Here is a 26,061-nt window from a genome sequence, read left to right as displayed (position 1 = left end):
TCAACGCCGCTTTCGCCACGGCGGGCCCCACCCACGCCACCCAACCCCAACCCAACAACCACCACCACCCGGGGGGGGGGGGGGTTTCCCCCCCCCCCCCCCCCCCCCCCCCCCCCCCCCCCGCGGGGGGGGGGGGGGGGGGGGGGGCCCCGCTTCCACGGGCGAGCGGTTCGCGGCGACGCCCCACCCCCAACCCCTCCCCTGAAGGGGAGGGGCTCGCTTTGATCCAAGGCGATGTCATATCGGTCTGAAAAATGCCGCACCCCCCGCCTCACGGGCCGTGACGATGTGTGCGGTCAGGCTTGCTCAAATAACATTGCCCAGCCGGGAAACCGCGCAGAAGGGCAGTGCCTTCCATCCGGACCCGGCCAACCCATGCCCGCGTCCGGTAAGCGAGATTTTAAAGCCACCCCTCCAGCACCTGATCCGGCGGGCGGTGGCCGTCGGCCCAGCTGCGGATATTGGCGATGACCTTTTCACCCGAGGCGACGCGGCCTTCGAGTGTGGCCGATCCCATATGCGGGGTCATCACGACATTGGGCAGCGCCAGCAGGCGCGGGTCGATCCGGGGTTCGTGGCGCCACACGTCCAGGCCGGCACCCGCCAGCCGCCCCGCCTCCAGCGCGTCGACCATCGCATCCTCGTCGACGATGCCGCCCCGGCTGGCGTTGATCAGATAGACATGGGGCCGCATCAGGGCGATGCGGCGGCGGTCGATCAGGTCGTGACTGTCGGCGTTGAGCGGGGTATGGATCGACACGATGTCGACCGCGCCCAGCATCGCGTCGAGATCGGGATACCAATGCGCATCCAGCTCCTGCTCGATGCTGGGCGGCAGGCGACGGCGGTTGTGATAATGGATCGACAGGCCGAAGGCGCGCGCGCGCCGCGCGACCGCCTGGCCGATGCGGCCCATGCCGACGATCCCCAGCGCCTTGCCGCCGATACGGTGGCCCAGCATCGCGCCGGGGCTCCATCCCTTCCACGCGCCCGACCGGACGAGCTTCTCGCCCTCGGCCAGCCGGCGCGGCACCGACAGGATCAGCGCCATGGTCATGTCGGCGGTGTCCTCGGTCAGGACGCCCGGCGTGTTGGTCACGATGATGCCGCGTGCGCGCGCCGCCTTCAGGTCGATATGGTTCACGCCCGCGCCGAAATTGGCGATCAGCTTCAGCCGGGGGCCGGCCCCGGCGATCAGCGTCGCATCGATGCTGTCGGTCACGGTCGGCACCAGCACGTCGCAGGTCGCCATCGCATCGGCCAGTTCCGCCTGGCTCCATTTCTCGTCGCTGCGGTTCAGATGGGTGTCGAACAGCGCGGCCATCCGCTCCATGATGGGATCGGGGAGTTCGCGGGTGACGACCACCCTGGGGTTCAGGCAGCGGCGTGGATCGACCATGGCCGAAGGGATTGGGCCATGCCCGCCGGCCCGTCAACCGGTGATGCGGGTGGCGACGATCCGGGGATGGAACATGGTTGAAGCGGGACCCCGGCTCGGCGTAGAGCCGGTGCGGGCGGGTAAGCAGAGGAATTGAGAATGCGCAGGTCCATGACCGGACTGGCCGTCATGGCGATGGTGACGATGGCGGGCCCGATCGCTCCACCCGCCGCCGCCGCGCCCGAAAAGCGGGCCATGCCCTATTACGGCTCGATCGGCGCGTCGCTGGCGCGGATGCGGACCGGCCCGGCGCGCGCCTATCCCGCCAGCTGGACCTATCGCCGTCCCGACCTGCCCGTGAAGGTCGTCGCCGCGTTCAAGGAGTGGCGCAAGGTGCAGGACCCGGACGGCACCGAGGGCTGGATGCTCGCGGTCCTGCTGCGCAACACCCGCACCGCGATCGTGCGGAGCGCCGAGCCGCTGCCGATGCGCTCGGCCCCCAGCGACGATGCCAAGACGCTGTGGCGCGCCGCGCCCGGCGTGGTCGGGCGGATCAGCGAGTGCAATGGCGGCTGGTGCCGGCTGGATGTGAAGGGGCAGGCGGGCTTCGTGCCGGTCGGTGCGATCTGGGGCGTGGAGCCAGGGGAGACGTTGCCTTAGGGTTTCTGGCGAGGCCTGAGGCTTGAGGGCCGGGTCCCGTTTTCAGCGAGCGTGATGATCTTGGCACGCCTCTCCCGTTTACGGGAGGGGATGGGGGAGGGTAGCGCCGCGAGCGATGGTCTCGGTGAGACTCCTTGCCCTCCCCCGGCCCCTCCCGCCTGCGGGAGGGGAGAAGAGAAGTGCCCCACCCGCAGGCGGGAAAGGTGGAGAAGGGGCCTTACATCAGCTCCACGGCCATCGCGGTGGCTTCGCCGCCGCCGATGCACAGTGACGCCACCCCGCGCCTGGCCCCTTGCGTCTCCAGCGCCGACAACAATGTTGCCAGCACGCGCGCGCCGCTGGCGCCGATCGGGTGGCCCAGTGCGCAGGCGCCGCCATGGATGTTCAGCCGGTCGTGCGACAGCTCCATGTCGCGCATCGCGATCATCGCCACCGCCGCAAAGGCCTCGTTGACCTCGTAGAGATCGGCATCGCCCGTCGACCAGCCGGCGCGCTCCAGCGCCTTGCGCATCGCGAAGACCGGCGCGGTGGTGAAGCGCGCGGGGGCATGGGCATGGCCGGCATGCGCGACGACGCGCGCGATCGGCGTCAGGCCGAGGCGCTCGGCGACGCTGGCGCGGGTCATCACCAGCGCCGCCGCGCCGTCCGAGATGGACGAGGCATTGGCCGCCGTGATCGTGCCGTCCTTGGCAAAGGCGGGCTTGAGCGTCGGGATCTTGGCGGGGTCGCCCTTCGCCGGTTGTTCGTCCTGGGTGATCAGGGTTTCGCCCTTGCGGGTCTTCACCGTCACGGGCGTGATCTCGCGATCGAACGCGCCCGAGGCCTGCGCCGCCTTGGCACGCTCCAACGAGGCGATGGCGAAATCGTCCTGCGCGCTCCGCGTGAACTGATATTCCTGCGCGGCTTCCTCGGCGAAATGGCCCATCAGCCGGCCGCGCTCATAGGCGTCCTCCAGCCCGTCGAGGAACATGTGGTCGTATAGCGTATCGTGGCCGATCCGCGCGCCGCCGCGATGCTTGTGGCTGAGATAGGGTGCGCCGGTCATGCTCTCCATGCCGCCCGCGACGATCATGTCGGCCGATCCGGCGGCCAGCGCCTCGGCTGCCATGATCGCGGCCTGCATGCCCGATCCGCACATCTTGTTGACGGTCGTCGCCTCGACATGCTCGCCCAGGCCGGCGAAGATCGCCGCCTGGCGCGCGGGCGCCTGGCCCAGGCCGGCGGGCAGGACGCAGCCCATATGGATGCGCTCGATGGCGGAGGGCGCGACACCGGCGCGCTCGACCGCGGCCTTGACGGCGGTCGCGCCCAGTTGCGGCGCGGTCACGTCGGCCAGGCTGCCCTGGAACGATCCCATGGGGGTGCGGGCATAGGACAGGATGACGATGGGGTCCGTCATGGCGGCGATCTCTCTCCGATTTTCTGGTCTTTGCGCCGCGCCTTACGCTGTTTGCCCGTGGCGCGCAAAGGGGCGGGGCGGTAAGGCGGGCCCATGGATTTCGGAGCGGCGGATTTCGGGGCGGGATCGACGATCTGGGCCGCATCGTACGGCGTGGCGGGGGCGATCGTCGGGTCGTTCGTGGCGGCGCTGGTGCTACGCTGGCTGGACGATCGATCGGTGCTGACCGGGCGCTCGGCGTGTGACGCGTGTGGACAGACATTGCGCGTCTGGGAGTTGATGCCGGTGCTCAGTGCCCTGTGGCTGCGCGGTCGCTGCGCGCGGTGCGGGGCGCGGATCGATCCGGTGCATGGCCGGATCGAAGGGCTGGCGGCGCTGATCGGTGTCGCTGCGGGCTGGGTGGCGGGGCCGGATGGCTGGACCGGCGCGCTGTTCGGCTGGTCGCTGCTCGCGCTCGGGGCGCTCGATGCGCTGGCGCTGTGGTTGCCCGATCGGCTGACGCTGTGGCTGGCGGGGACGGGGATGATGACCGGCGCATTGGGGTTCGGGCCGTCCTTCGGCGAGCGGATGCTGGGCGGTTTGGTCGGTTTCGGGCTGCTCTGGGCCATCGCGGCGGGGTATCGCCGGTGGCGCGGGCGCGAGGGGCTGGGCGGCGGCGATGCCAAGCTGCTGGGCGCGATCGGGCTGTGGCTGGGATGGCGGATGCTGCCGGGCGTGTTGCTGGCGGCCTGTCTGATCGGGTTGGGCTGGGTCGCGGTTTGCCATGTGCTGGGGCGGCGGATGGCGGGGGACGATATGGTGCCGCTGGGTACGCTGCTCGCACTGGCGGCTTATCCCGCCTGGCTGTTGATGATAGGATCGGCGTCATGATGCTTCCCATCCTGCTTGCGCTGGCCGGCATTCAGGCCGCGCCGACCGCTCCCGCCGTGCCGGCGCTCGGCACCCTGCCGCGTCAGGAACTGCCGGCGCGGGGATGCGCCGCCTATCTGTGGTCGGTCCAAGATCAGCGCTTCGTCGCGATGGTCGAGCCGACGCGGCTGCGCATCATACTCGACGGCAAAGCGACCGATCTGGCGGCGGTGCAGGCGGGTGGGGCGGGTGCGCTCGGCCTGGCGAGCACCACGCGCTATGCCGCCAACGGTGTCGACGCGACTCTGGAGATGACGATCGCCCAGCGCGAGACGTTGCAGGACGGCGCGATCGTCAGCGACGCCAGCCTGCGGATCGCGCGCCCCGGACAGGACGAAATGGTCGTGCCGGTCGGCGGACTGGTGGGCTGCGCGCCGGTATCCCGCTGATCGACAACGGAACCCGCGCGGGCCTTTTTGCGTTCAGGGGCATGTTGGGGGATCGATCCGAATAACGGAAGGCCCTGCGGGAAAGGGGCTTTGAACGGCGTGACGCGACGGATCGGTAGACATTATTGGCTCGCAGTCTCGCTGGTCGCTCCTCTCTCTTTTGCCTCCCCCGCTCATTCGCAACTGACGCAACCCGGCACCGCACCGGCACGCGGACCCGATCTTCCGCGCGACGTGCGCGAGGGGAATGATCCGCAGGGCAATGCGCCGATCGTGCCCGATGCCGAGTTCAACGCCGCGCTGCCGCCCCTGAGCGGCGACATCAACGCCCCGCTCGAATCGATGTCGACGATGCGCGACGGGCAACCGGCTCCGGCGACCATCCCGACACCCCAGACCGCGCCGCCGCTGACCCAGCCGGCGACCAGCCAGCCGCTCGCCACCGGCGATACGATCGCCCCCGTCGCGCCCGAGGACCCGCAACTCGCCCAGCCGCTGACCCCGCTCGGCAGCTTTGATTCCACCCCGCTCCAGACGGCGGCCGATGTGAAGGGCGACCGCGCGCCCGACATCCGCTACGACATGGAGGTCAAGGGGCTGGCCGAGCTGAACCTCGATGACGAGTTCCGCTCGCTGTCGGCGCTGCGCGACGGCAAGGGCAAGGCGAGCAACGCGACCCAGGTGTCGGCCCGCGCGCGCGAGGACGAGGCGCTGGCCGTCCGGCTGATGAAGTCGCTCGGCTATTATGACGCGACCGCGATCTCGACGCTGCAACGCCCCGGCCAGGGTGAGGATCAGGGCGGGGATGAGGCGGGCCGGTTGAAGGTCGTGCTGACCGCGACGCCGGGGCGGCTCTATCGCCTGTCGTCGATCACGGTGAATGCGCAACCCACCACGCCGCCCGACCTGATCCGCTCGAACCTACCACTGAAAGTCGGCGATCCGATCGAGGCGGCGCGTATCCAGGGCGCGGAGGCCAATGTCAGCCTGGTCCTGCCGCAACGCGGCTACCCCTTCGTCAAGGTCGGCGAGCGTGACATCCTGCTGGAGGATCAGGGGCCGGAGCCGGTCGGCGCCTATACGCTGCCGGTCGATACCGGGCCGCGTTCGTCCTTCGGACAGCTCACGACGACCGGCGACGCCGTGTTCGACCTCGGCCATTTGAACATCTTCCCGCGTTTTGAGGAAGGCCAGCTCTATGATTCGCGGCTGACCGACGATCTGCGCAACGCGCTGGTTGCGACCGGGCTGTTCAACGGCGTCGGGGTCGAGCCGAAGCGGACGGGCCGCATGAACCCCGACGGCACCGAGGCGATCGACCTGCAGGTGACGCAGACCAAGGGGCCGGCGCGCACCCTGTCGGGCGAGGCGGGCTATTCGACCGGCCAAGGCGTGCGCGCGCAGGCCAGCTTCACCCACCGCAACCTCTTCCCGCCCGAAGGCGCGCTGATCGCCTCGGTGATCGCGGGTACGCAGGAACAGGGGCTGAGCGGCACCTTCCGTCGCTCCAATGCCGGACGGCGCGACCGGACGTTCCAGGTGATCGCCTCGGCCAGCCACCAGAATTACGACGCGTTCGATGCGTTCATCGGCACCGTCGCCTTCCGCTGGAGCTATGACTCGACGCCGATCTGGCAGAAGAAATTCACCTATGCCTTCGGTGGCGAGCTGACCGGCACGAACGAGAGCGTCTATGACTTCACGGTCGGCGAGCGGCGGCGCGGCACCTATGGCATCGCCGCGATTCCGGGGCAGGTGGTGTTCGACCAGTCGGACGATCTGCTCAACCCGACGCGCGGCTATCGCCTGAAACTGAATCTGAGCCCCGAAACATCGGTGCGCGGTGCGGTCCGCCCCTATGCGCGCACGATGATCGAGGGGACCTTCTATTATCCGCTGAACACCAGCCTGGTGATCGCGGGCCGCGCGCGGGCGGGGTCGATCTTCGGGATCGAGCGCGACGATCTGGCCCCGTCGCGGCGCTATTATGGCGGCGGCGGCGGATCGGTGCGCGGCTATGGCTTCCAGCGGCTGGGGCCGTTCGATCCGGAGGGCAATCCGGTCGGCGGGCGCAGCCTGAACGAGTTCGCGCTGGAGGCACGCTATCGCTTCGGCAATTTCGGCATCGTGCCGTTCGTCGATGCGGGCAACAGCTATGACAGCACCTTCCCCACGGGCAAGGACCTGCGCTTCGGCGCCGGCATCGGCGGGCGCTTCTATACCAATTTCGGGCCGTTGCGCGTCGATGTCGCGACCCCGCTGAACCCGCGTCCGGGCGACGGGAAGGTGGCCCTGTATATCTCGATCGGGCAGGCATTCTGATGGCGGACGAACAGGGCATGTCGCCGGAGCCTGCGACCACGACCGAGACCGTGGTGGTGCGTCGCCCGCTGTGGCAGCGGGTGCTCAAATGGATCGGCATCGCGATCCTGGGCCTGATCCTGCTGGTCGGGGCGATCATCCTGGGGATCAACACCGATCCGGGCCGCCGCTTCGTCGCGGACCAGCTGGGCGGCTATACCACCGCCTCGGGCCTGAACATCAAGGTCGGACGGATCGAGGGATCGCTCTACGGCCGGATGAGCCTGGTCGATCTGCGGGTCAGCGATCCCAAGGGCGTGTTCCTGTCCAGCCCGCGGCTGAACGTCGACTGGCGGCCCTTCGCCTATACGAACAACCATATCGATGTCCGCTCGCTGAGCGCCGACCTCGTCACGCTGGCGCGGCGGCCCGAGCTGAAACCGACGCCGAGCGACCCCAACGCGCCGCTACTCCCCGATCTCGACATCGATGTGAACCGGCTGACGCTCAAGCGCTTCGTGATCGGTGCGCCGGTGACGGGGCAGCGCCATGTGCTGGCGATCGACGGCAAGGTGCATATCGCCGACCGCCGCGCGCAGGTAACAGCCAGCGCCGACGCGCTGCGCGGACCCGGCGTGGCGGGCGGCGACCGACTGCGCCTCGTCCTCGACGCGGTACCCGATGCCGACCGGCTGGCGGTGGACGTCAAGCTGACCGCGCCGACCGGGGGCGTCGTCGCGTCGATGGCGGGGCTGAAAGCGCCGCTGACCCTGTCGGTCGATGGACGCGGCGGCTGGAAGGCGTGGCAGGGGCGTGCGATCGCGACCCTGGGCGGCGGTCAGCTCGCCAATCTGAACGCCACCGCGCGGGACGGGCATATCGAGGTTCGCGGCGTCACCCGGCCCGGCCTGTATCTGGAAGGCCCTGTCGAACGGCTGACGGCGCCGGCATTGCAGGTGGCGATCGACACCACGCTCAATAAGCGGCGTGCCGATACGCGGGTGAAGCTGCGCTCTTCTGCGCTGCTGGTCGATGCGGGCGGTCTGATCGACCTGGCTAACAGCCAGTTCGGCAATTTCGCGGTCGATGCGCAACTGCTGACGCCCGGTGCCATCGCCCCGAACCTCACGGGTCGCGACGTGCTGGCGCGGGTGGTGCTGAACGGTGCGTTCGCGACGCCGACCGTGGATTACAAGGTCCGCGCGGCCGCACTCGGCTTCGGCGAGACCTCGGTCCAGAATCTCTATGCCGAGGGTCTGGCCAAGGTGAATGCCGACCGCATCCTGGTTCCGGTCAAGGCGCGCGCCAAGCGTATCGCGGGACTGAACGCGGCGGTCGGCGGCCTGACCAACAATGTCGCGATCGAGGGCGATTTCGCGATCGCCATGCCCAATATCCTGTCGGACAATCTGCGCATCCGATCGGACAATATCGACGCGACGGCGGTGGTGGTCGCGAACCTGTCGACTGGCCGCTATACCGGCGCGCTGAAGGGCCGGGTCAACAATTACCGGGTCGAGAGCATCGGCATCATCAACCTGACGACCGACGCCGATCTGGTGGCGACGCCGGGCGGGTTCGGGATGAAGGGCCGCGTGGTCGCGCAGACGCAGCAGATCTTCAACGAGGGCGCGCGCAATTTCCTGGGCGGCAACGCCATCGTGCGTGCCGATGTCGAATATAGCCCGCAAGGCATCGTGACGTTCAGTGGGCTGCGCCTGACCGCGCCGCAATTCCGCGTGACGCGGGGGTCCGGCCGCTATGATCCCGCGACCGGGGCGGTGGCGGTGTCGGCCGATGCCTATTCCAACCAATATGGCCCGCTGACCGCGCGGGTGACGGGGTCGCAGACCAATCCCGTGGTGGTGCTCAGCGCGCCCAAGCCGGGCGTCGGCGTCGGGCTGACCAATCTGCAGGCGCGGATCGTCGGCCAGAACGGCGCCTATGCCGTCAATGCGCGCGGCGATACGAACTACGGCCCGTTCACCGCTAATGTGCTGGTCAGCACCGGCCGGCAGCTCGCGGTCGACATCCGCAGCCTGGTCTTTGCCGGGATCAACGCGACCGGCCGCGTGGTGCAGACGGCGGCGGGGCCGTTCGCGGGCGCGCTGCAATTCGCCGGGCAGGGGATCAACGGCCGCGTCCAGCTCGCCGATCAGGGTGGCAACCAGCGCGCCGACATCGCCGCGCGCGCCTATAATGCGCGCATCCCCGGCATGGTCGACTTCACCATCGGCCGCGCGATCGTGAACGCCAGCGTCGTGATGCTGCCCAACGCGCCGCAGATCGTCGCCGATGCGCAGCTGGCCGATACGCGCTATGGCGAGATCGTCATCCAGTCGGCGCGCGCCAAGGTAAACTATACCGGCGGGCGCGGCACGGCGCAGGCGGTGCTGACCGGATCGTCGAGCATTCCGTTCAACGTCGCGCTGAACGCGCGCCTGTCGCCCAACGACTATCTGGTCGCGGCGCAGGGGCAGGCCAACGGCATCCGCTTCCGCACCGCCAACCCGGCGCGCATCCGGCAGGATCAGGGCGCATGGCGTCTGTCGCCGACCCGGATCGATTTCGGTCGCGGTTCGGTGCTGATGGCCGGCTCCTATGGCAATGGCCTGAACGTGCAGGCGCGGCTCGACAAGCTGCAGATGTCGATCCTCGACGCCTTCGTGCCCAATCTCGGCATTTCGGGGCAGGCGAGCGGCGCGCTGGACTTCGCGCAGGCGCGTGACGCCAGCTTCCCGACCGCCGAGGCGCGGCTGACCATCGCCAATTTCCGGCGCACCGGCCTGTCGGCGGTGTCCGAGGCGGTGGATGTGGTGTTCGCCGGCCGGCTCGTCCCCGATGGCGGCGAGGCGCGCGCGCTGATCCGGCGTGGGCAGACGGTGGTAGGCCGCATGGTCGCCAGCCTGCGGCCGCTGCCGCCCGGCAATGGCGGCTGGGTCAACCGGCTGATGCAGGCGCCTCTGTCGGGCGGCATCCGCTATAACGGCCCGTCCTCGGTGCTGTTCTCCTTCGCGGCATTGCCCAATCAGCAGCTCAGCGGACCGATCGCGGTCGCCGCCGATTTCGGCGGGCGCGTGTCGTCGCCGCAGCTGAACGGCCTGATCCGCGCCGACAATCTGACCTATGACAACGAGGCCTATGGCACCCGCCTGACCAACATGCAGCTGGCAGGGCGCTTCAACAACGACCGGCTGGAGATCACGCGGCTCCAAGCCAAGGCGGGCGAGGGCAGCATCCAGGCGCAGGGCTCGATCGGGCTGGCGGCGGACAGCGGCTATCCCGTCGATCTGCGCGCGCAGCTGAACAATGCGCGGCTGGCCGACAGCGACGCGCTGGCCGCGACGACCAGCGGGACGATCCGCGTGACCTATGGTCGCGACGGCGGGCTGATCAAGGGCGACCTGACCGTTCCCAATGCGCGTTATCAGATCATCCGCCAGGGCCAGGCCGAAGTGCCCGAGCTGACCGGCGTGCGGCGGCGCAGCGAAATCCGCACGCCCCGTCCGACCGATCGCCCGGCCCCGCCCCAGCCGGCGGGCCTCTTCCGCCTCGACCTGCGTGTCCGCGCCGACAACCAGCTGTTCGTGTCGGGCATGGGGCTGGAGTCGGAATGGGAGATGGACCTGCGAGTCGGCGGCACCAGCGCCGCGCCGACGATCAATGGCGGGCTCGATCTGGTGCGCGGCACCTACAGCTTTGCCGGCAAGCGGTTCGAGGTGAACCGGGGCACGGTGCGCTTCCGTGGCGGCGCGCTGACCGATCCGGACATCAATATCCAGGCGACGACCACCACCGATGGCATCACCGCGGTCATCAACGTGACCGGGACGGGCCAGCGGCCGCAGATCAGCTTCACCTCGACCCCGAACCTGCCGCAGGACGAGGTGCTCAGCCGGTTGCTGTTCGGTACCAACCCGGAGAATCTGTCGGCGACCGAGGCGATCCAGCTGGCCGCCGCGCTCAATTCGCTGCGGGGTTCGGGTGGCGGGCTGAACCCGCTGGGCAAGCTGCGCTCGGCGACCGGGTTCGACCGTCTGCGCGTGCTGGGTGCCGACGAGGCGACCGGACGCGGCACCAGCCTGGCGGCGGGCAAGTATCTGACCGACAATATCTATGTGGAGATCGTTACCGACGCGCGCGGCTTCACCGCCACGCAGTTGCAGATCGCGCTGACCCGGACGCTCAGCCTGCTGACCCAGACCGGGTCGTTCGGTGGCTCGGCCGGGTCGCTGCGCTACTCGCGAGACTTCTGAGGCCGAAAATTCCTCCCCTGTAAGGGGAGGTGGCAGGCCGAAGGCCTGACGGAGGGGTGTCAGAGTCCGAGAGTGGGCGATGCTATCACGGGCGGGGACACCCCTCCACCATGCTCCGCATGGTCCCCCTCCCCTTGCAGGGGAGGAAAATGCCCACCGCACCGCCCGGGGTTTCACCAAAGTGAAACATCCGGCAGGATGGCGGCATGACCCCCGACCAGCTTACCGCCCAAGCCACCGCCATCCTCGCCGACCTGATCGCGATCGACACCACGTCGCGCGAATCGAATCTGGCGCTGATCGCCTATGTCGAGCGGCATCTGGCCGGGATCGGGGTCACCGGACGGCGTGTGTTCAACGATGACGGCACCAAGGCCAATCTCTACGCGACCATCGGCCCGATGGAACGCGGCGGCGTCGTGTTGTCGGGGCATAGCGACGTCGTGCCGATCGATGGCCAGCCCTGGACCAGCGATCCCTGGCGGCTGACCCGGCGCGGCGATCGGCTGTTCGGGCGGGGCACTTGCGACATGAAGGGGTTCCTGGCGCTGTCACTGGCGGTCGCGCCTTATGTCGCGCGGCAGGGGGCGGCCCGGCCGCTCCATCTCGCCTTTTCCTATGACGAGGAGGTCGGCTGTCTCGGCGCGCCGTCGATGATCGCCGAGATCGCGCGCGAGGTGCCGCCGCCCGCCGCCGTCGTCGTGGGCGAGCCGACCGAGATGGTGGTGGTCAGCGGGCATAAGGGCATCGCCACCTGGATCGTGACGGTGATGGGGCATGAGGCGCATTCCAGCCTGACCCATCTGGGCGTATCGGCCAACATGATCGCGGTACGGCTGATGCAGCAGCTGGCCGACATCGCCGATCGTCTGGCGGGGGAGGGCGATCCGCACAGCCCCTTCTGCCCGCATCACGCGACGCTGACGATCGGGCAGGTCCATGGCGGCACCGCCGTCAACATCCTGGCGCGCGAGTGCCGCTTCGCCTTCGACCTGCGCACGCTGCCGGGGCAGGAGCCGGAGGCGCTGCTCACCCCCTTCTTCGCGGCCTGCGCGGAGGCGGACGCCATGATGTCCGCGCGCTTCCCCGGGGCGGGCGTGCGGGTCGAGCGCCGCTCGCGCACCCCGTCCTTCGCGCCCGAGGCGGATGGCGTGGCGGAGCGGCTGGCGCGCGGCTGGGCGGGGGATAACGGACCGGCGCGCGCGGTGCCCTATGCGGCGGAGGCCGGGCAGTTCCAGGGTGCGGGATTCTCGACGATCATCTGCGGCCCCGGCTCGATCGCCCAGGCGCATCAGCCGGACGAATATATCGAAATCGCTCAGATGGAGCGGGGCGCAGCCTTCATGCTGCGGCTGGCGGACGATCTGGTCCGGTAACGGACGTAAAAATCAATCGGGTCGAGGGGGCGGCGAAGCGCGAGGCGCTAGGACATCGTCTGTCCCAGCCGCCTCGCGCCCATAACCTAAGTTTACCAGGGGCGAATGGATTCGCCGTAGATCAGCGCGAGAATGAAGTTCAGCATGGAATTTCTCCCTTGTTAGCGCCCCGTTGAGCGCGAAAAGATAGTTAATGGGAAATTAACCATATCGCAATGGAGTGCCCGCGATCGGGCCAACGGTTTGTCGCAAGGCGAGAAACGGGGTTAACACCTTGTTTAATGATCGCGCCTAGACTGGAGGTGTGAACGACAAGCTTCCCCGATCTGCGCCCGGCATCGCGCCCCCTGTCGGCACCGATCCGCGAGCCGTGGCGGAGGATGTGGCGTGGCAGTTCCTGATCCTGGTCGCGATCGGCAATTTCGCGGTGCTGCGTCGCCAGATCGGTCGTGCGCACGGGGCCTTGCTGGCCGATGCGGTCGCGGCGCGGGTGGCCGGGCTGTTCCCCGATGCGCTGGTGCGCTCGACCAGCACCACCCAGATCGAGATCATGATGCTGGCGCCCAAGCGGACGGACATGGATGTCCATCTCGCGCTGCTCGCCACGGCGCTGGCGCGGCCCTTCACGATTGCGGGGCAGGAATGCCGGATCGAGCCGGTGCTGGGCGCCGCGACCGCCTCCCGCCCGCACGAGGACGATATTCGCCTGCTGGAGGAAGCCGAGCAGGCGCTGGCCGATGCGCATATCGAATGTCGCTCGGTGGTGCGCGACCTGACGATCCGGGTCGATCGGCTCGACCGCATCACCCTGGCGCGCGAGTTGACCCAGGCGGTCGCGGGCGACGCGCTGTTCGTCGAATATCAGCCCAAGGTGCATGTCCGCCAGCAGCGGGTGTGCAGCATCGAGGCGCTGCTGCGCTGGCGCCACCCCGTGCACGGCCTGATCTCGCCGGCCGAGTTCATTCCGGTGGCCGAGGAGTCGCGGATCATCGCGCCGCTGACGCTGTGGACCATCCGCCGGGTGATCGCCGACCAGCGTCGACTGAGCGCGTCGGGGCATGACCAGCGCATCTTCATCAATATTTCGGGCATTCTGCTGGGCGACGAGGATTTCGTTCGTCAGGCCTGCGCGCTGGTGACCGAGAGCGGCGCCAGCGTCGGGTTCGAGATCACCGAAACCTCCGTCATCCGCGACCCCGAAAGCGCGATCGCCAATCTCCAGACCTTTGTCGATATCGGCATCGCGCTGGCCATCGACGATTATGGCGCGGGGCTGTCCTCGCTGTCCTATCTAAAGCAGCTGCCGGCCTGCGAGCTGAAGATCGACAAGCTGTTCATCACCCAGCTGACCAGTTCCAATCGCGATCCCCTGATCGTCCGGTCGACCATCGATCTGGCGCATGCGCTGGAGATGGAAGTGGTCGCCGAGGGGGTCGAGACCCCCGATGTGCTCGCGCTGCTGACGGTGATGGGGTGCGACATGGTTCAGGGCTATCTGATCAGCCGGCCGATCGGCTTCGAGGCCTTGTGCCGGTTCCTCGACGAACAGGCGCATCAGGCGGTGATCGCGCGGACCACCCCGCTGTCGCTGGGGCGCCTCGTCGCTCATGCGCGCGCTTAGGATCGCGATCGTTGCCCTGGCCCTGCTGATCGCGGGCGCCGAGGCGCGGGCATCCCAGTCTCCGACTTTCGACACCGCGATCGGCGCGGCCAAGGCGGAGATGCTGCGCGATCCGGCGCGCACCATCGACTATGCGAATCAGGCGAGGCGGGCTGCCTCCGCCATGCCGGCGGACCCCGCGCGGCAACTGGCGCTGGCCACGGCCGACTGGTTGGAGGGCGAGGCCAATATCCGCCTCAATCAGCCGGATCTGGCCGAGGCGGCGATCGCCCGCGCCCTGCCGGTCGCGCGGCGACTGGCGCCGCGATCGGATCTGTACGGCAATCTGCTGCTGTCGCGCGGCGGACTGGAGCGTGACCGGGGCAATATTGCCGGCGTGCTCGATGCCTATCAGTCGGCATATCGCGTTTTCCAGCGCCTGAACGACTCCCGTGGGCAGGCGCGCGCGCTGCTGCAGATCGCCGACCTGTACAACGACGCCAAGGATTTCACCTCGGCGCTGCACTATCTGGAACTGGCCGATGCGACCTATCGCGGTGACGACAGCTTTCGCCTCGCCATTCTGAACAACCGTGCCCTGACGCTGAGCGGTATGGGGCGGACCGGGGATGCGCTGACGCAGTTCCGCAGCGCGCTTCGGCTCGCCCAGCGGATCGGCAGCGCGCCGCTTCAGGCGTTGATCTGGCGCAATATCGCACGTGGCGAGTTGCGACAGGGGCGGGTCGCCGCCGCCGAAGTCGCGATCGACAGGGCGCGCCGGCTCGATACCGATGGCGACCCCGCCGATCACCGCGCGTTGCTGAGCATCGCGGCGCAGGCGGCGTTCCAGCGCGGGCAGAGGGTGGGGGCGGTGCAGGCGATCGACCGCAGCTTCGCCGGCATGGACCTGACCGCCACCCCGGTGTCGCTGCGCGATGCGCATGAAAGCGCCTATCACATCTATGTCGCCAGCGGCCGCACGGCGGATGCGCTGCGGCATCTTCAGGCGCTGAAGCGGATCGATGACGAGTCGACCCGGCTGGCGACCTCGACCAATTTGGCGCTGATGAGCGCGCGGTTCGACTTCGCCAATCAGGAACTGCGCATCGCGCGGATGAAGGCGGCCGATCTGCAACGCAACATCGCCTTCGAGCGCCGGCAGTTGCGCACCCAGCAGCTGATCATGATCGGGTCGGTCGCGGCAATCATCATCGTGTTGGGGCTGCTCGGCATCTGGCTGCTGACGCTGGGGCGCAGCCGGAACCGGATACGCGCCGCGCATGGTGATCTGGCGATCACCAACGACCGGCTGGAAAAGGCGCTGGCGGTCAAGACCGAGTTCCTCGCGACGACCAGCCACGAGATTCGCACCCCGCTGAACGGTATTCTCGGCATGACCCAGGTGATGCTCGCCGACACGAGCCTGCCGCTTGCCACGCGCGAGCGGGTGGAAGTGATGCACGGCGCCGGCCTGACCATGCGCGCGCTGGTCGATGATCTGCTCGACGTGGCCAAGATCGAACATGGCCAATTGACCCTGGAGCAAACCCCGTTCGACCTCGCTGCCACCATTCGCGAGGCGTCGCGGCTATGGGAGGATCAGGCGGCGGCGCGGGGGATCGGCTTTGCCGTCGACCTGGGCGATTGCCCGGCGATCGTGACAGGCGACCCCGCGCGTATCCGCCAGATCGTCTTCAACCTGTTGTCCAACGCCCTGAAATTCACACGCGAGGGCAGGGTGACGCTGGCCGTGCGCCGCCAGGTCGGGGGCATCGCCATCGAGGTCCGCGATACCGGCATCGGCATCCCGGCGGAAAAGCTGGAGGAGATCTTCGAGGCGTTTCGTCAGGCGGATGCCAGCACGACGCGCCAGTTCGGCGGCACCGGACTGGGCCTGGCCATTTGCCGGCGGCTCGCGCGGGCGATGGGCGGCGACGTGACGGTGGACAGCGAAATGGGGCGGGGCGCGCGCTTCACCCTAACCCTGCCGCTGGTCGAGGAGGCCGCCGCCGCCGACGCGCCGGAACGGCCCTTGCTGCTGGTCGTCGACCGCAATCCCATCCGGCGGGCGATGTGGACCAAGCTGGCCTCGCCTTATGCGCGCGTGGTCTTTGCCGGTTCGCCGGACGAGGCGGCGGCGCGACTGGGGGAGGGCGACGTCGCGCAATTGCTGATCGACGACAGCGCGGTCCGGGACGAGGGCACCGCGCCGATCGCGCGGATTCGGGCGGCCATGCCCCGGCCGCTTCCGGTCGCGCTGCTCTGGCCGAAGGACGAGCCGCCCGCTGGGAACGATTTTATCGGCGCGGAATTGATCAATGTTATCACGAAGCCTGTCGCAGGAGGCGAGGTGATGCGCATGATATTCGCCCCCTCGCCGCAATCCGACCAACGCCCACTTGTAACGCAAGCGGCATGACCGTTAGGGCGAATTCATGATCGCGCTCGAAACGCCACGCCCCCCCATCCAGAGGGGAGGGCGATGAACGTCCTCTTCATCGAGGATGATCGCATGAACCGGCGGGTGGTGCGCGACATGCTCGACGTCGCGGGCGCCACCATGGCCGAGGCGGAGAGCGCCGAGATCGGTCTGGAGATGATCGATCGCGACACCTATCACATGATCCTGATCGACCTGCGCATGCCGGGCATGGATGGCATCACCGCGATCCGCCACATCCGCGCGCGCGGCGACGCCAAGGCGGAACTGCCGATCATCGTGGTCACCGCCGACAGCGGCGTCGACCTGCGCGAACGCTGTCTGGCGGCGGGTGCCGACGACGTCATCGTCAAGCCGGTCGCGATGGACCAGCTGTTCGAGGCGATGGGCCGTATCCTGGCGGGCGATCGCGGCGGATCGATGATCGCCTGATCATCCCTCTTTGGGCGGAGTGCGCAGCGCCTCGGCCAGCGACGCGGTCGCGCTGCCGCGTTTGGCGGGCACGGGCTGCGACGGGTCGGGAGCCCAGCCGGTCAGGAAGACCAGGTTGAACTGCTCCGCCGTCCGGCCGTCGTCATCCGCCATGCCGGCAAAGGCCGACGCCGCCATGGCGAGCGCGGTGCGCGCGATCGGCCGCCGCTCGGCCAGCAGATTGCTCGCCCCCATGCCGCGCAGATCGCCCAGCAATCGCCCGAAATCGCGGTAGCGCACGTCCAGCGTCTCTATGTCCGCGACCGGCAGGGTGAAGCCTGCGCGCATCAGCAGATCGCCCGCCGAGCGCACATCGACCTGCGGATGCAGCCGCGCCACCGGCCGCTCGGCCTCCGCCTGGCGCAGCGCGGCGCGCAGGCGGGGCAGCGAACCGCCGCCGACGAACGCGCCCAGGAACAGCCCGTCGGGACGCAGCACACGCCGGATCAGCGTCAGCGCGCCGGGCAGGTCGTCGATCTGGTCGAGCACGCCGATGCTGACCACCAGGTCGAAGCTGCGATCGGCGAAGGGCAGGCGATCCTCGTCCGCCTGGACGCCGTGCACGGCACGCGCGAAGGCGAAACCCGGATCGACCCGCGCGACCCGCGCACCCGGCGGGGGCAGGAAGGCGCCGTCGAAACAACCCAGGTCGAGCACGTCGTGGAACGGCCGGGTCACCGCGTCCAGCCGCTCGGCGATGCCGTCGAGCATCGCGGCGCGCAGGAAATCATGCTCGGCATAATCGGGCTGGGCGCGGTCGCGACGCAGGCGGCGCGCGGATCGGTCGAAGATGGCGGGTGCGGTCACGGGGCGCTTGTGCGCGCTTGTGGGATCGGGAACAAGTCGCTCCATGGGGCGGGGCTTATGAACGGACCGGGATTTGCGGCGGGCTGGGGCGGAGCGCTGCGGGCCGTGCCGCGCGTCGTCACCGACTGGGCGCTGCCGCCACGTTGCCCCGGATGCGGCGAACCGGTCGAGGCGGATCACCGTTTCTGTGCCGCCTGCTGGGGCGGGCTGCGCTTTCTGGACGCATCGGGCTGTCCCGGCTGCGGCCTGCCCGGCGAGCGTTTGCGCTGTGGGCGCTGTCTGGCCGATCCGCCGGTCCATGCCGGCATCCATGCCGCCGTCGCCTATGGCCCGATCGCGCGCGAGTTGCCGATCCGGTTGAAGCATGGCGGGCGGATCGGCGTGGCCGACACCATGGCGGGGCCGATGGCGCGGCGGATGCCCGCCGATGCCGAGCTGCTCGTGCCGGTGCCGCTCCACCGCTGGCGGTTGTGGCGGCGCGGCTTCAACCAGGCGGTGCTGATCGCCGCCGCCGTTTCGCGGCGGAGCGATGTGCCGGTCGCTCGCGATGCGCTCGTCCGGGTCAAGCCGACGCCGCTGCTGCGTGGCCTGTCCCCGCGTCAGCGTCGGGCGGCGGTGGCGTCGGCCTTTCGGGTGCGCGACCGCGCGGCGGTGGCGGGGCGGCGGGTGGTGCTGGTCGACGATGTCTATACCACCGGCGCGACCGCCACCGCCTGTGTCCGGGCGCTGCTGCACGCGGGCGCCACCTCGGTCGCGATCCTGTGCTGGGCGCGGGTGATCGACCGTGATGCGGGCGGCGGTGATTGACAAGCGGCCTCGTGCGACACACCTGACAGCCATGGCAAAGGTCGAAATCTACACCAAGGCGTTCTGTCCCTATTGCACCCGGGCCAAGGCGCTGCTCGCCTCCAAGGGCGTCGAGCCCGAGGAATACGACATCACCATGGGCGGGCCGAAGCGCGGCGAGATGATCGAGCGCGCCGGCGGCCGCACCACCGTACCGCAGGTCTTCATCGACGGGCAGCATATCGGCGGCTCGGACGATCTGGCCGCGCTCGACAAGCGGGGAGGGCTCGACCCGCTCCTGTCGGCATGACCGACATCGCCGTCCTGCAGATGACGGCGGGCATTTATCCCGCCGCCAATGCCGATACGCTGGAGCAGGCGGTCGCCGAGGCCAGGGCGCGCGGTGCGGCGATGCTGTTCACGCCCGAAATGTCCGGGCTGATCGACCGGGATCGCGCGCGTGCGGCGGACAAGCTGATGCCCGAGGACGAGGACCTCGTCCTGCGGCGCGTCCGGGCGGCGGCGGCCGAGCATGGCCTGTGGGTGCATATCGGCTCGCTGGCGATCCGGCGGGCGGATGGGCGCTTGGCCAACCGCGCCTATGTCATCGACGATCGCGGCGACATCCGTGCGCGCTACGACAAAATGCATCTGTTCGACGTCGATCTGCCCAGCGGCGAAAGCTGGCGCGAATCCGCATCCTATGCGCCCGGCGAACAGGCCGTGGTGGTCGACACGCCGATCGGGCGGCTGGGGCTGGCCATCTGTTACGACCTGCGCTTCCCGGCGCTGTTCGCCGCGCTGACCGAGGCGGGGGCGACGATCCTGTCGGTGCCCGCCGCCTTTACCCGGCCGACCGGCGCGGCGCACTGGCATGTGCTGCTGCGCGCACGGGCGATCGAGGCGGGAGTGCATCTGGTCGCGCCTGCGCAGACCGGCGACCATCAGGACGGCCGCGCCACCTATGGCCATTCGCTCGTCGTGGGGCCCTGGGGCGAGGTGCTGCTGGATATGGGCGAGGCGGCCGGCCTCGGCCTTGCGACGATCGACGCAGGTCAGGTCGAGGCGGTGCGCGCGCGGCTGCCCGCCATCCGCCATCGCCGCACGATCGGACCGGTGGCGCTGGCATGATCGTCTTCGACCTGCGCTGCACCAGCGGCCATGTGTTCGAGGCGTGGTTCGCCTCCTCGGCCGCCTATGCCGAACAGCGCGAGGGCGGGCATGTCGAATGTCCGATGTGCGGCGACCGCCGGATCGAAAAGGCGGTGATGGCCCCGCAGATCGGCGCCAAGAGCAACAGCAAGCCCGACATGGCCTCGCCGCAGGCGATCAAGGCTGCGCTGGAGCAGCTGGCCCAGGCCCAGGCCAAGGCGCTGGAGACATCGACCTGGGTCGGCACCGCGTTCGCCGACCGCGCCCGCGCGATGCATGAGGGCGACGCGCCCGTGACCCAGATCCACGGCCAGGCCAGCCTGGCGGAGGCCAAGGCGCTGGTCGAGGACGGCGTCCCCGTCGCGCCGCTGCCCTTCCCCGTGGTGCCGCCCAAGCTGGCGAACTGAAACACCGAACCACTCTGGACCGCATGCCGCGTCCCGGTTATCACCGCCCCCGTGCGCGGCCCCGTAGCTCAGCAGGATAGAGCATCAGATTCCTAATCTGAGGGCCACTGGTTCGAATCCAGTCGGGGTCACCACGCAAAGCCTCTGAAAAATCCGTCGAACACCTGAGTCGTTGCGGCCCTCCCGCCGCAGGCCCGCAAGAGTTCGGCGCTCGCCATCGATAAATATTGCCATGATTTGAAGGGACTTCGGCTCTTTTCGTAAGGCATGATTCCGTCCGTCGTCCGGCCCCGACCACAGCTAACGTGATTTAAACGCCCCTAATCTATGTTTGATGCCATTCCAGGGGTGGGGTTGAGTCGATGAAGAATCTGAAGATCAGCAAAAAATTATGTGTCGCCTTCGGTATCCTCGCGGCGGCGCTGATCGCGACCATGTTACTGTCACTGGCCGCGCAGCAGCATTTGCACAGCGTGGCGGAAAATCTGGGGCGTGCGCGTCGGGAAAAGCTGGTCGCGATCGCATCGATCAATACCGCGACGTCCGATTTCCGCGCCGCACAAGGCGTGAGCATTCTCGCGGTCGATTCCGCCATGCGCAGCCGCGCGTTGCAGGATGCCCGGACCAGTCTGGCGGAAATCAACCGTCATATCGATTATCTGGAAAAGACACTGACCGCGCCCAAGGCGATCGCGCTGTTCAAACAATTCCGGCAGGACTGGAGCGCGTTCGTCGACACGGCGCGCCAGACGCTTGTCCTGACGGGCCAGGGCGCGATCCCGGCGGCCACCGCCAATTTTCGCGCCGGTCAGGCCCAGTATGACAAAAGCAACGTCCTGATCGAGGATATGCAGGCTGCGCAGATCGAGCTGATGGAAAGCGAAATGGTGCAGGCGACCCGGGATTATATCTGGTCGCGCAACATCTCCATCGGGATTGCGATTGCGGTGCTGGCGCTGACCGGTTTCATGCTGATGTCACTGATCCGGGGCATCGCCCACCCGCTTGCGGCGATGACGGCGGCGATGCGCCGACTGGCCGGCGGGGACTTGGAGGCCCAGGTCGCCGTCGATCCCCGCCGGGACGAAGTGGGGCAGCTGGCTGAGGCGATGGTCTCGTTTCGCGATCAGCTGGCGGGTGCCGAGCGTGCCAAGGCGGAGCAGACCCGCCTGATCGTCGACAGCGTCGGCAACGGGCTGGACGCGCTGGCGCAGGGCGATCTGACCGCACGGATCGATGCCGAGCTGACGGGTCCGTTCGAAAAGCTGAAACACGACTTCAACAAGGCGATGGAAGCCGTCTCCGCCACGCTGTCCGCCGTCACCGCCAGTGCCCATGGCATCGGCAATGGCGCCAGCGATATTCGCCAGGCGTCCGACGATCTGTCCCGCCGTACCGAGCAACAGGCCGCCAGCTTGGAGGAAACCGCGGCCGCGATGCACGAAATCACCGAGACGGTGAACGAGACCGCCAGCAACGCGCGCCGGGCCAATGAGGTCGTTACCACCACGCGCGGCGACGCCGAGCAATCCTCGGACGTGGTGCGCCGCGCGGTCGAGGCGATGAACGGCATCGAACGGTCGTCGAGCGAGATTTCTGAGATCATCGCGGTGATCGACGGCATCGCCTTCCAGACCAATTTGCTGGCATTGAACGCAGGTGTCGAGGCGGCGCGTGCGGGCGATGCGGGCAAGGGTTTCGCCGTCGTCGCTTCCGAAGTTCGCGCGCTGGCGCAGCGTTCGGCCGATGCGGCCAAGGACGTGAAGGCCAAGATCAACGCCTCGACCGATCAGGTCGAGGCCGGGGTCGAGCTGGTCGGGCAGGCCGGGGCCGCGCTGACCCGCATCACGGGCCGCATCGGCGAGATCAATGTGCTGGTCTCCGACATCGCCTCGGCCGCCGCCCAGCAGGCGACCGGGCTTCGACAGGTGAATACCGCCGTGTCGGAAATGGACGGCGTGACCCAGCAAAATGCGGCCATGGTCGAACAGGCGACGGCGGCCGCGCGCAGCCTGTCGGAAGAAACGGACAATATGACCCGGCAAGTGGCGCGGTTTCGCCTGACCGACGGCGCCGTGTCCGCGCGCGCACCCGCACCCGTCCATCACTTGCCGGTGCATCAGGTGCAGGCCCGTGTGGCGCAGGCGGCTCCGCGAATCGCCGCCACCCCGCGCGTCGCCCGCACGTCCAACGCGGCCGTCGCGGTCGATGACGGCGACTGGTCAGAGTTCTGACCGTACAAGCCGGCCTCAGGGTCAGACCGCCACCGTTCTCTCCTCGCCTCTAAGGGGAGGGGGGACCATCCCAAACATGGTGGACGGCTTCCCCAATAAGGGACGCGGTCTGATCTTTCGGGCCGGAACAATTCTCCGCCACGGTCACAACATGGTGACCGTCGATCCCGGCGCTGGCGCTATCCCGGTTGTCTGGCGGAGCACCGTTTCTCAGCCGGACGCCGCCGAGATCAGGCGTGTTCCGCCAGCGCCTTCAACTGATCCGCCGCCGCGCCCCAGCCTTGCTCGAAGCCCATGGCGCGATGCTGTTCCATCGCCTCGCGGGTCCAGTGACGGGCGGTGCCGCGATAGAGCGTGCCGTCGCCGTCCGGCTCGATCTCGAACAGTCCGACCATGAACGGGCCGGCGGGCTGCCAGTCACCGGTAAAGGCGTCGGTCACCACGAAGCGCCGATTGGGCTCGACGGTGAGCACGATGCCCTCGTTCGGCATCTCCTCGCCATTGGGGCCGTGCATCACGATCAGGCTGCGCCCGCCCGCATGCCATTCCAGCGTCCGCGCCTCGGCGCGCCAGGGGGCGGGGTAGAACCATTCCTCAAGGCGCGCGGTCATGACGTGCCAGACCCGTTCGACGGGGGCGGCGATCCGTCGCTCTACGCTGAGTTCGAAGCGCGCCTCGGCCATGATGTCGCTCTCCTATGGGTTTGCGGGCCAGAGTAACGGCCCCGATCCCGGCGTGATAGCGATTTCAGGCGACGCGGCCGATCACGTCGCCGGCGCGGATCGCCTGTCCCTCCGCCAGCGTGTCGGCCAGCCGCATCCCCTTGCGCAGGAACAGGATGATGGTCGAGCCATGTTCGAACCAGCCCATTTCCTCGCCCTTGCCGATCCGCGCCGCACAGGGCGAGCGGCCTGGGCCGCGCTCGCGCAGGGTGCGTTCGGTGTCGAGACAGTGAAGCCGGATGCTCGCCACCAGGATCGCCGCCACCGGCACGATCAGCAGCGGCTGGCCGCCGATCAGCGTGCGCGCTTCGATCACCGCGCGTTCGTTGCGGCAGAAGAGCCGTTCGACCCGCTTGAGCGCGATCGGGTTCACGTTCCAGCAGTCGCCCGAAATATAGGTCACACCCTCGACCGCGATGTCGGTCGGCGCATGAAAACGGTGATACATGCCCGCCGTCAGCCGCAGCGTGACGAACGATCCGTCGCGGAACCGCTCGACCAGCGCGGGGTCGGGGATCAGGTCCTGCAGCCGATAGGGAAAGCCCTTCACCTGATAGAGCTGGTCATCGTCGATCCGGCCGTGCGCGCCGACCAGCGCGTCGCAAGGGCTGGCCAGCGTATCGGGATCGCCGTCGAACGCGCGCGCGCCGTCGCGCAGCGGGCGGACGAACCCATCGCGCAAGGATTTGAACCGCGTCGTGCGCGCATCCGACAGATCGACGCCGGCGAAGAATTTCCACAAGCCCAGGCTGGGCCGGGCGATCAGCGGATGCTCGATCCGCGCGATCCGGCCGACCAGCTTCGTCGCGAACCGGCGCGGCAGGCGGTTGGTGACGAGGAAATTGATGTCCTCGTTCAGGAAGAACCGCATGATGGGTCCACGCATTGTCATGCCTCCGTCATGGGTACGCGGTCAAAGGCCGCATGAACCCGATTCTCACTGGCCTGCTGGCCGCTTCCGCCGGTGCCGTCGCCCTGACGAAGGGGCATCGGCGACTGACCCTGTCGCGCGCCAAGCATCCCGGGCTGGGCGGCCATGTCCGCATGGCCAAGCGCATCGCCGGGCAGATCCCGTTTTATAGTTACGGCGAGGACCGCTTCTTCCGAGTCGACGATGCGCCCGACACCGTGGCCGACCAGCGCCTTGCCGGGTTCAAGCGGCTGGGCGCGCTGTTTGCCGAGCGTTACGCGCAGACGCTGGCGCTGACCCGCGAGACGCGAACCGGCCTGTCCGACCTGCAATTCACCGGCGCCTATCGCGTGCCGTTCCAGTTTCGCGAGAAGGTGCGCACGACGCTGGCGACGGGCGCTTTCTATCAGCGGTCGGAGGGGCCGATCCTGATCGATCTGGACGGCAATAGGCTGATCGACCTGACCGGCTCCTATGGCGTCAATCTGTTCGGCAACGACTTCTACAAACAGACCATGGCCGAGGGGGCTGCGATGGTCGGGGAACTCGGCGGCGTGCTGGGGTCGTTCCATCCGGTCGTCGCCGACAATGTCCGTCGCCTGAACGCGCTGTCGGGGATGGACGAGGTGTCCTTCCACATGTCGGGGACCGAGGCGGTGATGCAGGCCGTACGGTTGGCGCGTTACCATACCAAGCGCCCGCGTCTGGTGCGGTTCGCGGGAGCCTATCATGGCTGGTGGGGCGATGTGCAGCCGGGCATCGGGAACCCGGTGCCCGCCGACCGCACGCTGACATTGGCCGACATGTCCGAGCGGACGCTGAAGGTGCTCGCCACCCGCAAGGACATCGCCTGCGTGCTGGTCAACCCGCTCCAGGCGATGCACCCCAATGGCTCGGCGCCTTCGGACGGGCAACTGGTCGATGGCGGGCGCAAGGCGGGGGCGGATCTGGCCGCCTATCGCGACTGGCTGCACCGCTTGGCCGAGACGTGCCGGGCGAACGGCATCGCCCTGATCTTCGACGAGGTGTTCATGGGTTTCCGCCTGGCCAAAGGCGGCATGCCGGAATATTTCGGGGTGAAGCCCGACCTCATCACCTATGGCAAGACGCTGGGCGGCGGGTTGCCGGTCGGCGTGCTCTGCGGCCCCGCGCATCTCATGAAGCGCTGGCGTGAGGATCGGCCGGTCGACATCTGCTTCGCGCGCGGCACGTTCAACTCGCATCCCATGGTCATGGGGGCGATGAACGCCTTCCTCCGACGGCTGGACACGCCCGAGGTGGCCGCGCTGTACGAAGGGCTGGATGCGCGCTGGGATGCGCGCGCCGCGATGTTCAACGCCCGCATGGCGGCGGCGGGGCTGCCTTTGTCGGTCGCGCATGTCCAGACGATCTGGACCATCCTCTACTCGGTCGCCTCGCCCTATAACTGGATGCTGCAATATTATCTCCGGGCGAACGGTCTGGCGTTGAGTTGGGTCGGGACCGGGCGGCTGATCTTCAGCCTCGACATCGACGACACCCTGTTCGCCGATATTTGCGACCGCTTCGTTGCAGCGGGACAACAGATGCGTGACGATGGCTGGTGGTGGACCTCGCCCGAGGCGCCAAAGGAGCTGAAGCTGGCGAACAAGGCGATCCGGCGGCGGATCTTGAAGGAGTCGCTGGCGGTCAGGTTGGGGCGGGGAGGGTAGGTTCTCCCTCTTCTTAAGCCCCTCCCGCAGGCGGGAGGGGTTTGGGGAGGGCAGGGTGTCTCACCGAGCCTGTCGCTTGCGGCCTTCCCTCCTCCATCCCCTCCCGCCTGCGGGAGGGGAGCGGCAAGAGGCGAGGGTTTGTTACAAAAACGGGCGGCGGTCCTTTCGAACCG

At 68.4% G+C, this 26,061-nt stretch carries 20 protein-coding genes and 1 tRNA gene; 16 read left to right on the top strand and 5 right to left on the bottom strand.

Annotated elements, in window-relative coordinates:
- Window positions 1–400: 400 nt before the first annotated feature.
- The gene (locus GGR48_RS16045) at window positions 401–1,399 is read right to left on the bottom strand and encodes a 2-hydroxyacid dehydrogenase (protein ID WP_183952848.1); all 999 of its coding nucleotides are present in this window, start codon (window positions 1,397–1,399) and stop codon (window positions 401–403) included.
- Between the two features lie 150 nt (window positions 1,400–1,549).
- On the opposite strand from GGR48_RS16045, the gene GGR48_RS16040 reads away from it, so the two are divergent.
- On the top strand, window positions 1,550–2,038 hold the full coding sequence (locus GGR48_RS16040) for an SH3 domain-containing protein (RefSeq protein ID WP_183952853.1): 489 nt from the start codon (window positions 1,550–1,552) through the stop codon (window positions 2,036–2,038).
- Window positions 2,039–2,255: 217 nt separating this feature from the next.
- Here GGR48_RS16040 and GGR48_RS16035 read toward each other — a convergent pair whose 3' ends face one another.
- Window positions 2,256–3,437 carry an acetyl-CoA C-acyltransferase gene (locus GGR48_RS16035; RefSeq protein WP_183952847.1) on the bottom strand — a complete coding sequence of 394 codons (1,182 nt, stop codon included), beginning with the start codon at window positions 3,435–3,437 and terminating at the stop codon, window positions 2,256–2,258.
- Between the two features lie 93 nt (window positions 3,438–3,530).
- Between GGR48_RS16035 and GGR48_RS16030 the strand changes: the two genes are divergently transcribed.
- From GGR48_RS16030 to GGR48_RS15995, 8 genes are all read left to right on the top strand, one after another.
- Entirely contained in the window at window positions 3,531–4,307 is a 777-nt protein-coding gene (locus GGR48_RS16030; RefSeq protein WP_183952846.1) for a prepilin peptidase, read from the top strand.
- Complete coding sequence (locus tag GGR48_RS16025) at window positions 4,304–4,735, top strand: hypothetical protein (protein WP_183952845.1); 432 nt, start codon at window positions 4,304–4,306, stop codon at window positions 4,733–4,735. Before GGR48_RS16030 ends, GGR48_RS16025 begins: the two co-directional genes overlap by 4 nt.
- A 99-nt stretch (window positions 4,736–4,834) precedes the next feature.
- On the top strand, window positions 4,835–7,057 hold the full coding sequence (locus GGR48_RS16020; RefSeq protein WP_338110481.1) for a BamA/TamA family outer membrane protein: 2,223 nt from the start codon (window positions 4,835–4,837) through the stop codon (window positions 7,055–7,057).
- Complete coding sequence (locus tag GGR48_RS16015; RefSeq protein ID WP_183952844.1) at window positions 7,057–11,292, top strand: translocation/assembly module TamB domain-containing protein; 4,236 nt, start codon at window positions 7,057–7,059, stop codon at window positions 11,290–11,292. Before GGR48_RS16020 ends, GGR48_RS16015 begins: the two co-directional genes overlap by 1 nt.
- A 206-nt stretch (window positions 11,293–11,498) precedes the next feature.
- Entirely contained in the window at window positions 11,499–12,668 is a 1,170-nt protein-coding gene (gene argE / locus GGR48_RS16010; RefSeq protein ID WP_183952843.1) for an acetylornithine deacetylase, read from the top strand.
- Between the two features lie 304 nt (window positions 12,669–12,972).
- Window positions 12,973–14,289 carry an EAL domain-containing protein gene (locus tag GGR48_RS16005; protein WP_183952842.1) on the top strand — a complete coding sequence of 439 codons (1,317 nt, stop codon included), beginning with the start codon at window positions 12,973–12,975 and terminating at the stop codon, window positions 14,287–14,289.
- Window positions 14,276–16,687, top strand: a complete 2,412-nt coding sequence (locus tag GGR48_RS16000; RefSeq protein WP_183952841.1) for a tetratricopeptide repeat-containing sensor histidine kinase — start codon at window positions 14,276–14,278, stop codon at window positions 16,685–16,687. Before GGR48_RS16005 ends, GGR48_RS16000 begins: the two co-directional genes overlap by 14 nt.
- A 63-nt stretch (window positions 16,688–16,750) precedes the next feature.
- The gene (locus GGR48_RS15995) at window positions 16,751–17,140 is read left to right on the top strand and encodes a response regulator (RefSeq protein ID WP_183952840.1); all 390 of its coding nucleotides are present in this window, start codon (window positions 16,751–16,753) and stop codon (window positions 17,138–17,140) included.
- On the opposite strand, the gene GGR48_RS15990 is transcribed toward GGR48_RS15995, so the two are convergent.
- Window positions 17,141–17,986, bottom strand: a complete 846-nt coding sequence (locus GGR48_RS15990; protein ID WP_183952839.1) for a methyltransferase domain-containing protein — start codon at window positions 17,984–17,986, stop codon at window positions 17,141–17,143.
- A gap of 57 nt (window positions 17,987–18,043) precedes the next feature.
- Between GGR48_RS15990 and GGR48_RS15985 the strand changes: the two genes are divergently transcribed.
- The 6 genes from GGR48_RS15985 to GGR48_RS15960 all read left to right on the top strand — a co-directional run bounded on the left by GGR48_RS15985 (window position 18,044) and on the right by GGR48_RS15960 (window position 22,565).
- Window positions 18,044–18,793: a ComF family protein gene (locus tag GGR48_RS15985; protein WP_183952838.1), complete on the top strand. Its 750-nt coding sequence runs from the start codon at window positions 18,044–18,046 to the stop codon at window positions 18,791–18,793.
- Between the two features lie 31 nt (window positions 18,794–18,824).
- A complete protein-coding gene (grxC, locus tag GGR48_RS15980; protein WP_183952837.1) occupies window positions 18,825–19,082 on the top strand; it encodes a glutaredoxin 3 in 258 nt (85 codons plus the stop codon).
- Window positions 19,079–19,903 carry a carbon-nitrogen hydrolase family protein gene (locus GGR48_RS15975; protein WP_183952836.1) on the top strand — a complete coding sequence of 275 codons (825 nt, stop codon included), beginning with the start codon at window positions 19,079–19,081 and terminating at the stop codon, window positions 19,901–19,903. The genes grxC and GGR48_RS15975 overlap by 4 nt, the downstream gene beginning before the upstream one ends.
- The gene (locus tag GGR48_RS15970; RefSeq protein WP_183952835.1) at window positions 19,900–20,331 is read left to right on the top strand and encodes a DUF1178 family protein; all 432 of its coding nucleotides are present in this window, start codon (window positions 19,900–19,902) and stop codon (window positions 20,329–20,331) included. The genes GGR48_RS15975 and GGR48_RS15970 overlap by 4 nt, the downstream gene beginning before the upstream one ends.
- A gap of 57 nt (window positions 20,332–20,388) precedes the next feature.
- Window positions 20,389–20,465 (top strand) — tRNA-Arg (locus GGR48_RS15965).
- A gap of 228 nt (window positions 20,466–20,693) precedes the next feature.
- On the top strand, window positions 20,694–22,565 hold the full coding sequence (locus GGR48_RS15960) for a methyl-accepting chemotaxis protein (RefSeq protein WP_183952834.1): 1,872 nt from the start codon (window positions 20,694–20,696) through the stop codon (window positions 22,563–22,565).
- A 230-nt stretch (window positions 22,566–22,795) separates the two neighbouring features.
- Here the strand turns inward: GGR48_RS15960 and GGR48_RS15955 are convergent, their stop codons facing one another.
- Window positions 22,796–23,248, bottom strand: a complete 453-nt coding sequence (locus GGR48_RS15955) for an SRPBCC domain-containing protein (protein WP_183952833.1) — start codon at window positions 23,246–23,248, stop codon at window positions 22,796–22,798.
- Between the two features lie 64 nt (window positions 23,249–23,312).
- Window positions 23,313–24,173 (bottom strand): archaetidylserine decarboxylase, encoded by an 861-nt coding sequence (asd, locus tag GGR48_RS15950; RefSeq protein ID WP_240455908.1) that lies wholly within the window; start codon window positions 24,171–24,173, stop codon window positions 23,313–23,315.
- Between the two features lie 38 nt (window positions 24,174–24,211).
- Here asd and GGR48_RS15945 point away from each other — a divergent pair, with 38 nt between their 5' ends.
- Window positions 24,212–25,888 (top strand): aminotransferase class III-fold pyridoxal phosphate-dependent enzyme, encoded by a 1,677-nt coding sequence (locus GGR48_RS15945; protein WP_183952832.1) that lies wholly within the window; start codon window positions 24,212–24,214, stop codon window positions 25,886–25,888.
- Window positions 25,889–26,061 lie beyond the last annotated feature (173 nt).

Source organism: Sphingomonas pseudosanguinis (assembly GCF_014196255.1).
Taxonomy (GTDB): Bacteria; Pseudomonadota; Alphaproteobacteria; order Sphingomonadales; family Sphingomonadaceae; genus Sphingomonas; species Sphingomonas pseudosanguinis.
This window is presented reverse-complemented; position numbering and strand designations above follow the sequence as displayed.

Excerpts from the sequence above, each read along its gene's own strand:
- GGR48_RS16045 (WP_183952848.1), bottom strand. The coding sequence starts at position 1,399 with ATGGTCGATCCACGCCGCTGCCTGAACCCCAGGGTGGTCGTCACCCGC.
- GGR48_RS16040 (WP_183952853.1), top strand. The coding sequence starts at position 1,550 with ATGACCGGACTGGCCGTCATGGCGATGGTGACGATGGCGGGCCCGATC.
- GGR48_RS16035 (WP_183952847.1), bottom strand. The coding sequence starts at position 3,437 with ATGACGGACCCCATCGTCATCCTGTCCTATGCCCGCACCCCCATGGGA.
- GGR48_RS16030 (WP_183952846.1), top strand. The coding sequence starts at position 3,531 with ATGGATTTCGGAGCGGCGGATTTCGGGGCGGGATCGACGATCTGGGCC.
- GGR48_RS16025 (WP_183952845.1), top strand. The coding sequence starts at position 4,304 with ATGATGCTTCCCATCCTGCTTGCGCTGGCCGGCATTCAGGCCGCGCCG.
- GGR48_RS16015 (WP_183952844.1), top strand. The coding sequence starts at position 7,057 with ATGGCGGACGAACAGGGCATGTCGCCGGAGCCTGCGACCACGACCGAG.
- argE (WP_183952843.1), top strand. The coding sequence starts at position 11,499 with ATGACCCCCGACCAGCTTACCGCCCAAGCCACCGCCATCCTCGCCGAC.
- GGR48_RS16000 (WP_183952841.1), top strand. The coding sequence starts at position 14,276 with ATGCGCGCGCTTAGGATCGCGATCGTTGCCCTGGCCCTGCTGATCGCG.
- GGR48_RS15995 (WP_183952840.1), top strand. The coding sequence starts at position 16,751 with ATGAACGTCCTCTTCATCGAGGATGATCGCATGAACCGGCGGGTGGTG.
- GGR48_RS15985 (WP_183952838.1), top strand. The coding sequence starts at position 18,044 with ATGAACGGACCGGGATTTGCGGCGGGCTGGGGCGGAGCGCTGCGGGCC.
- grxC (WP_183952837.1), top strand. The coding sequence starts at position 18,825 with ATGGCAAAGGTCGAAATCTACACCAAGGCGTTCTGTCCCTATTGCACC.
- GGR48_RS15975 (WP_183952836.1), top strand. The coding sequence starts at position 19,079 with ATGACCGACATCGCCGTCCTGCAGATGACGGCGGGCATTTATCCCGCC.
- GGR48_RS15970 (WP_183952835.1), top strand. The coding sequence starts at position 19,900 with ATGATCGTCTTCGACCTGCGCTGCACCAGCGGCCATGTGTTCGAGGCG.
- GGR48_RS15960 (WP_183952834.1), top strand. The coding sequence starts at position 20,694 with ATGAAGAATCTGAAGATCAGCAAAAAATTATGTGTCGCCTTCGGTATC.
- GGR48_RS15955 (WP_183952833.1), bottom strand. The coding sequence starts at position 23,248 with ATGGCCGAGGCGCGCTTCGAACTCAGCGTAGAGCGACGGATCGCCGCC.
- asd (WP_240455908.1), bottom strand. The coding sequence starts at position 24,173 with ATGCGTGGACCCATCATGCGGTTCTTCCTGAACGAGGACATCAATTTC.
- GGR48_RS15945 (WP_183952832.1), top strand. The coding sequence starts at position 24,212 with ATGAACCCGATTCTCACTGGCCTGCTGGCCGCTTCCGCCGGTGCCGTC.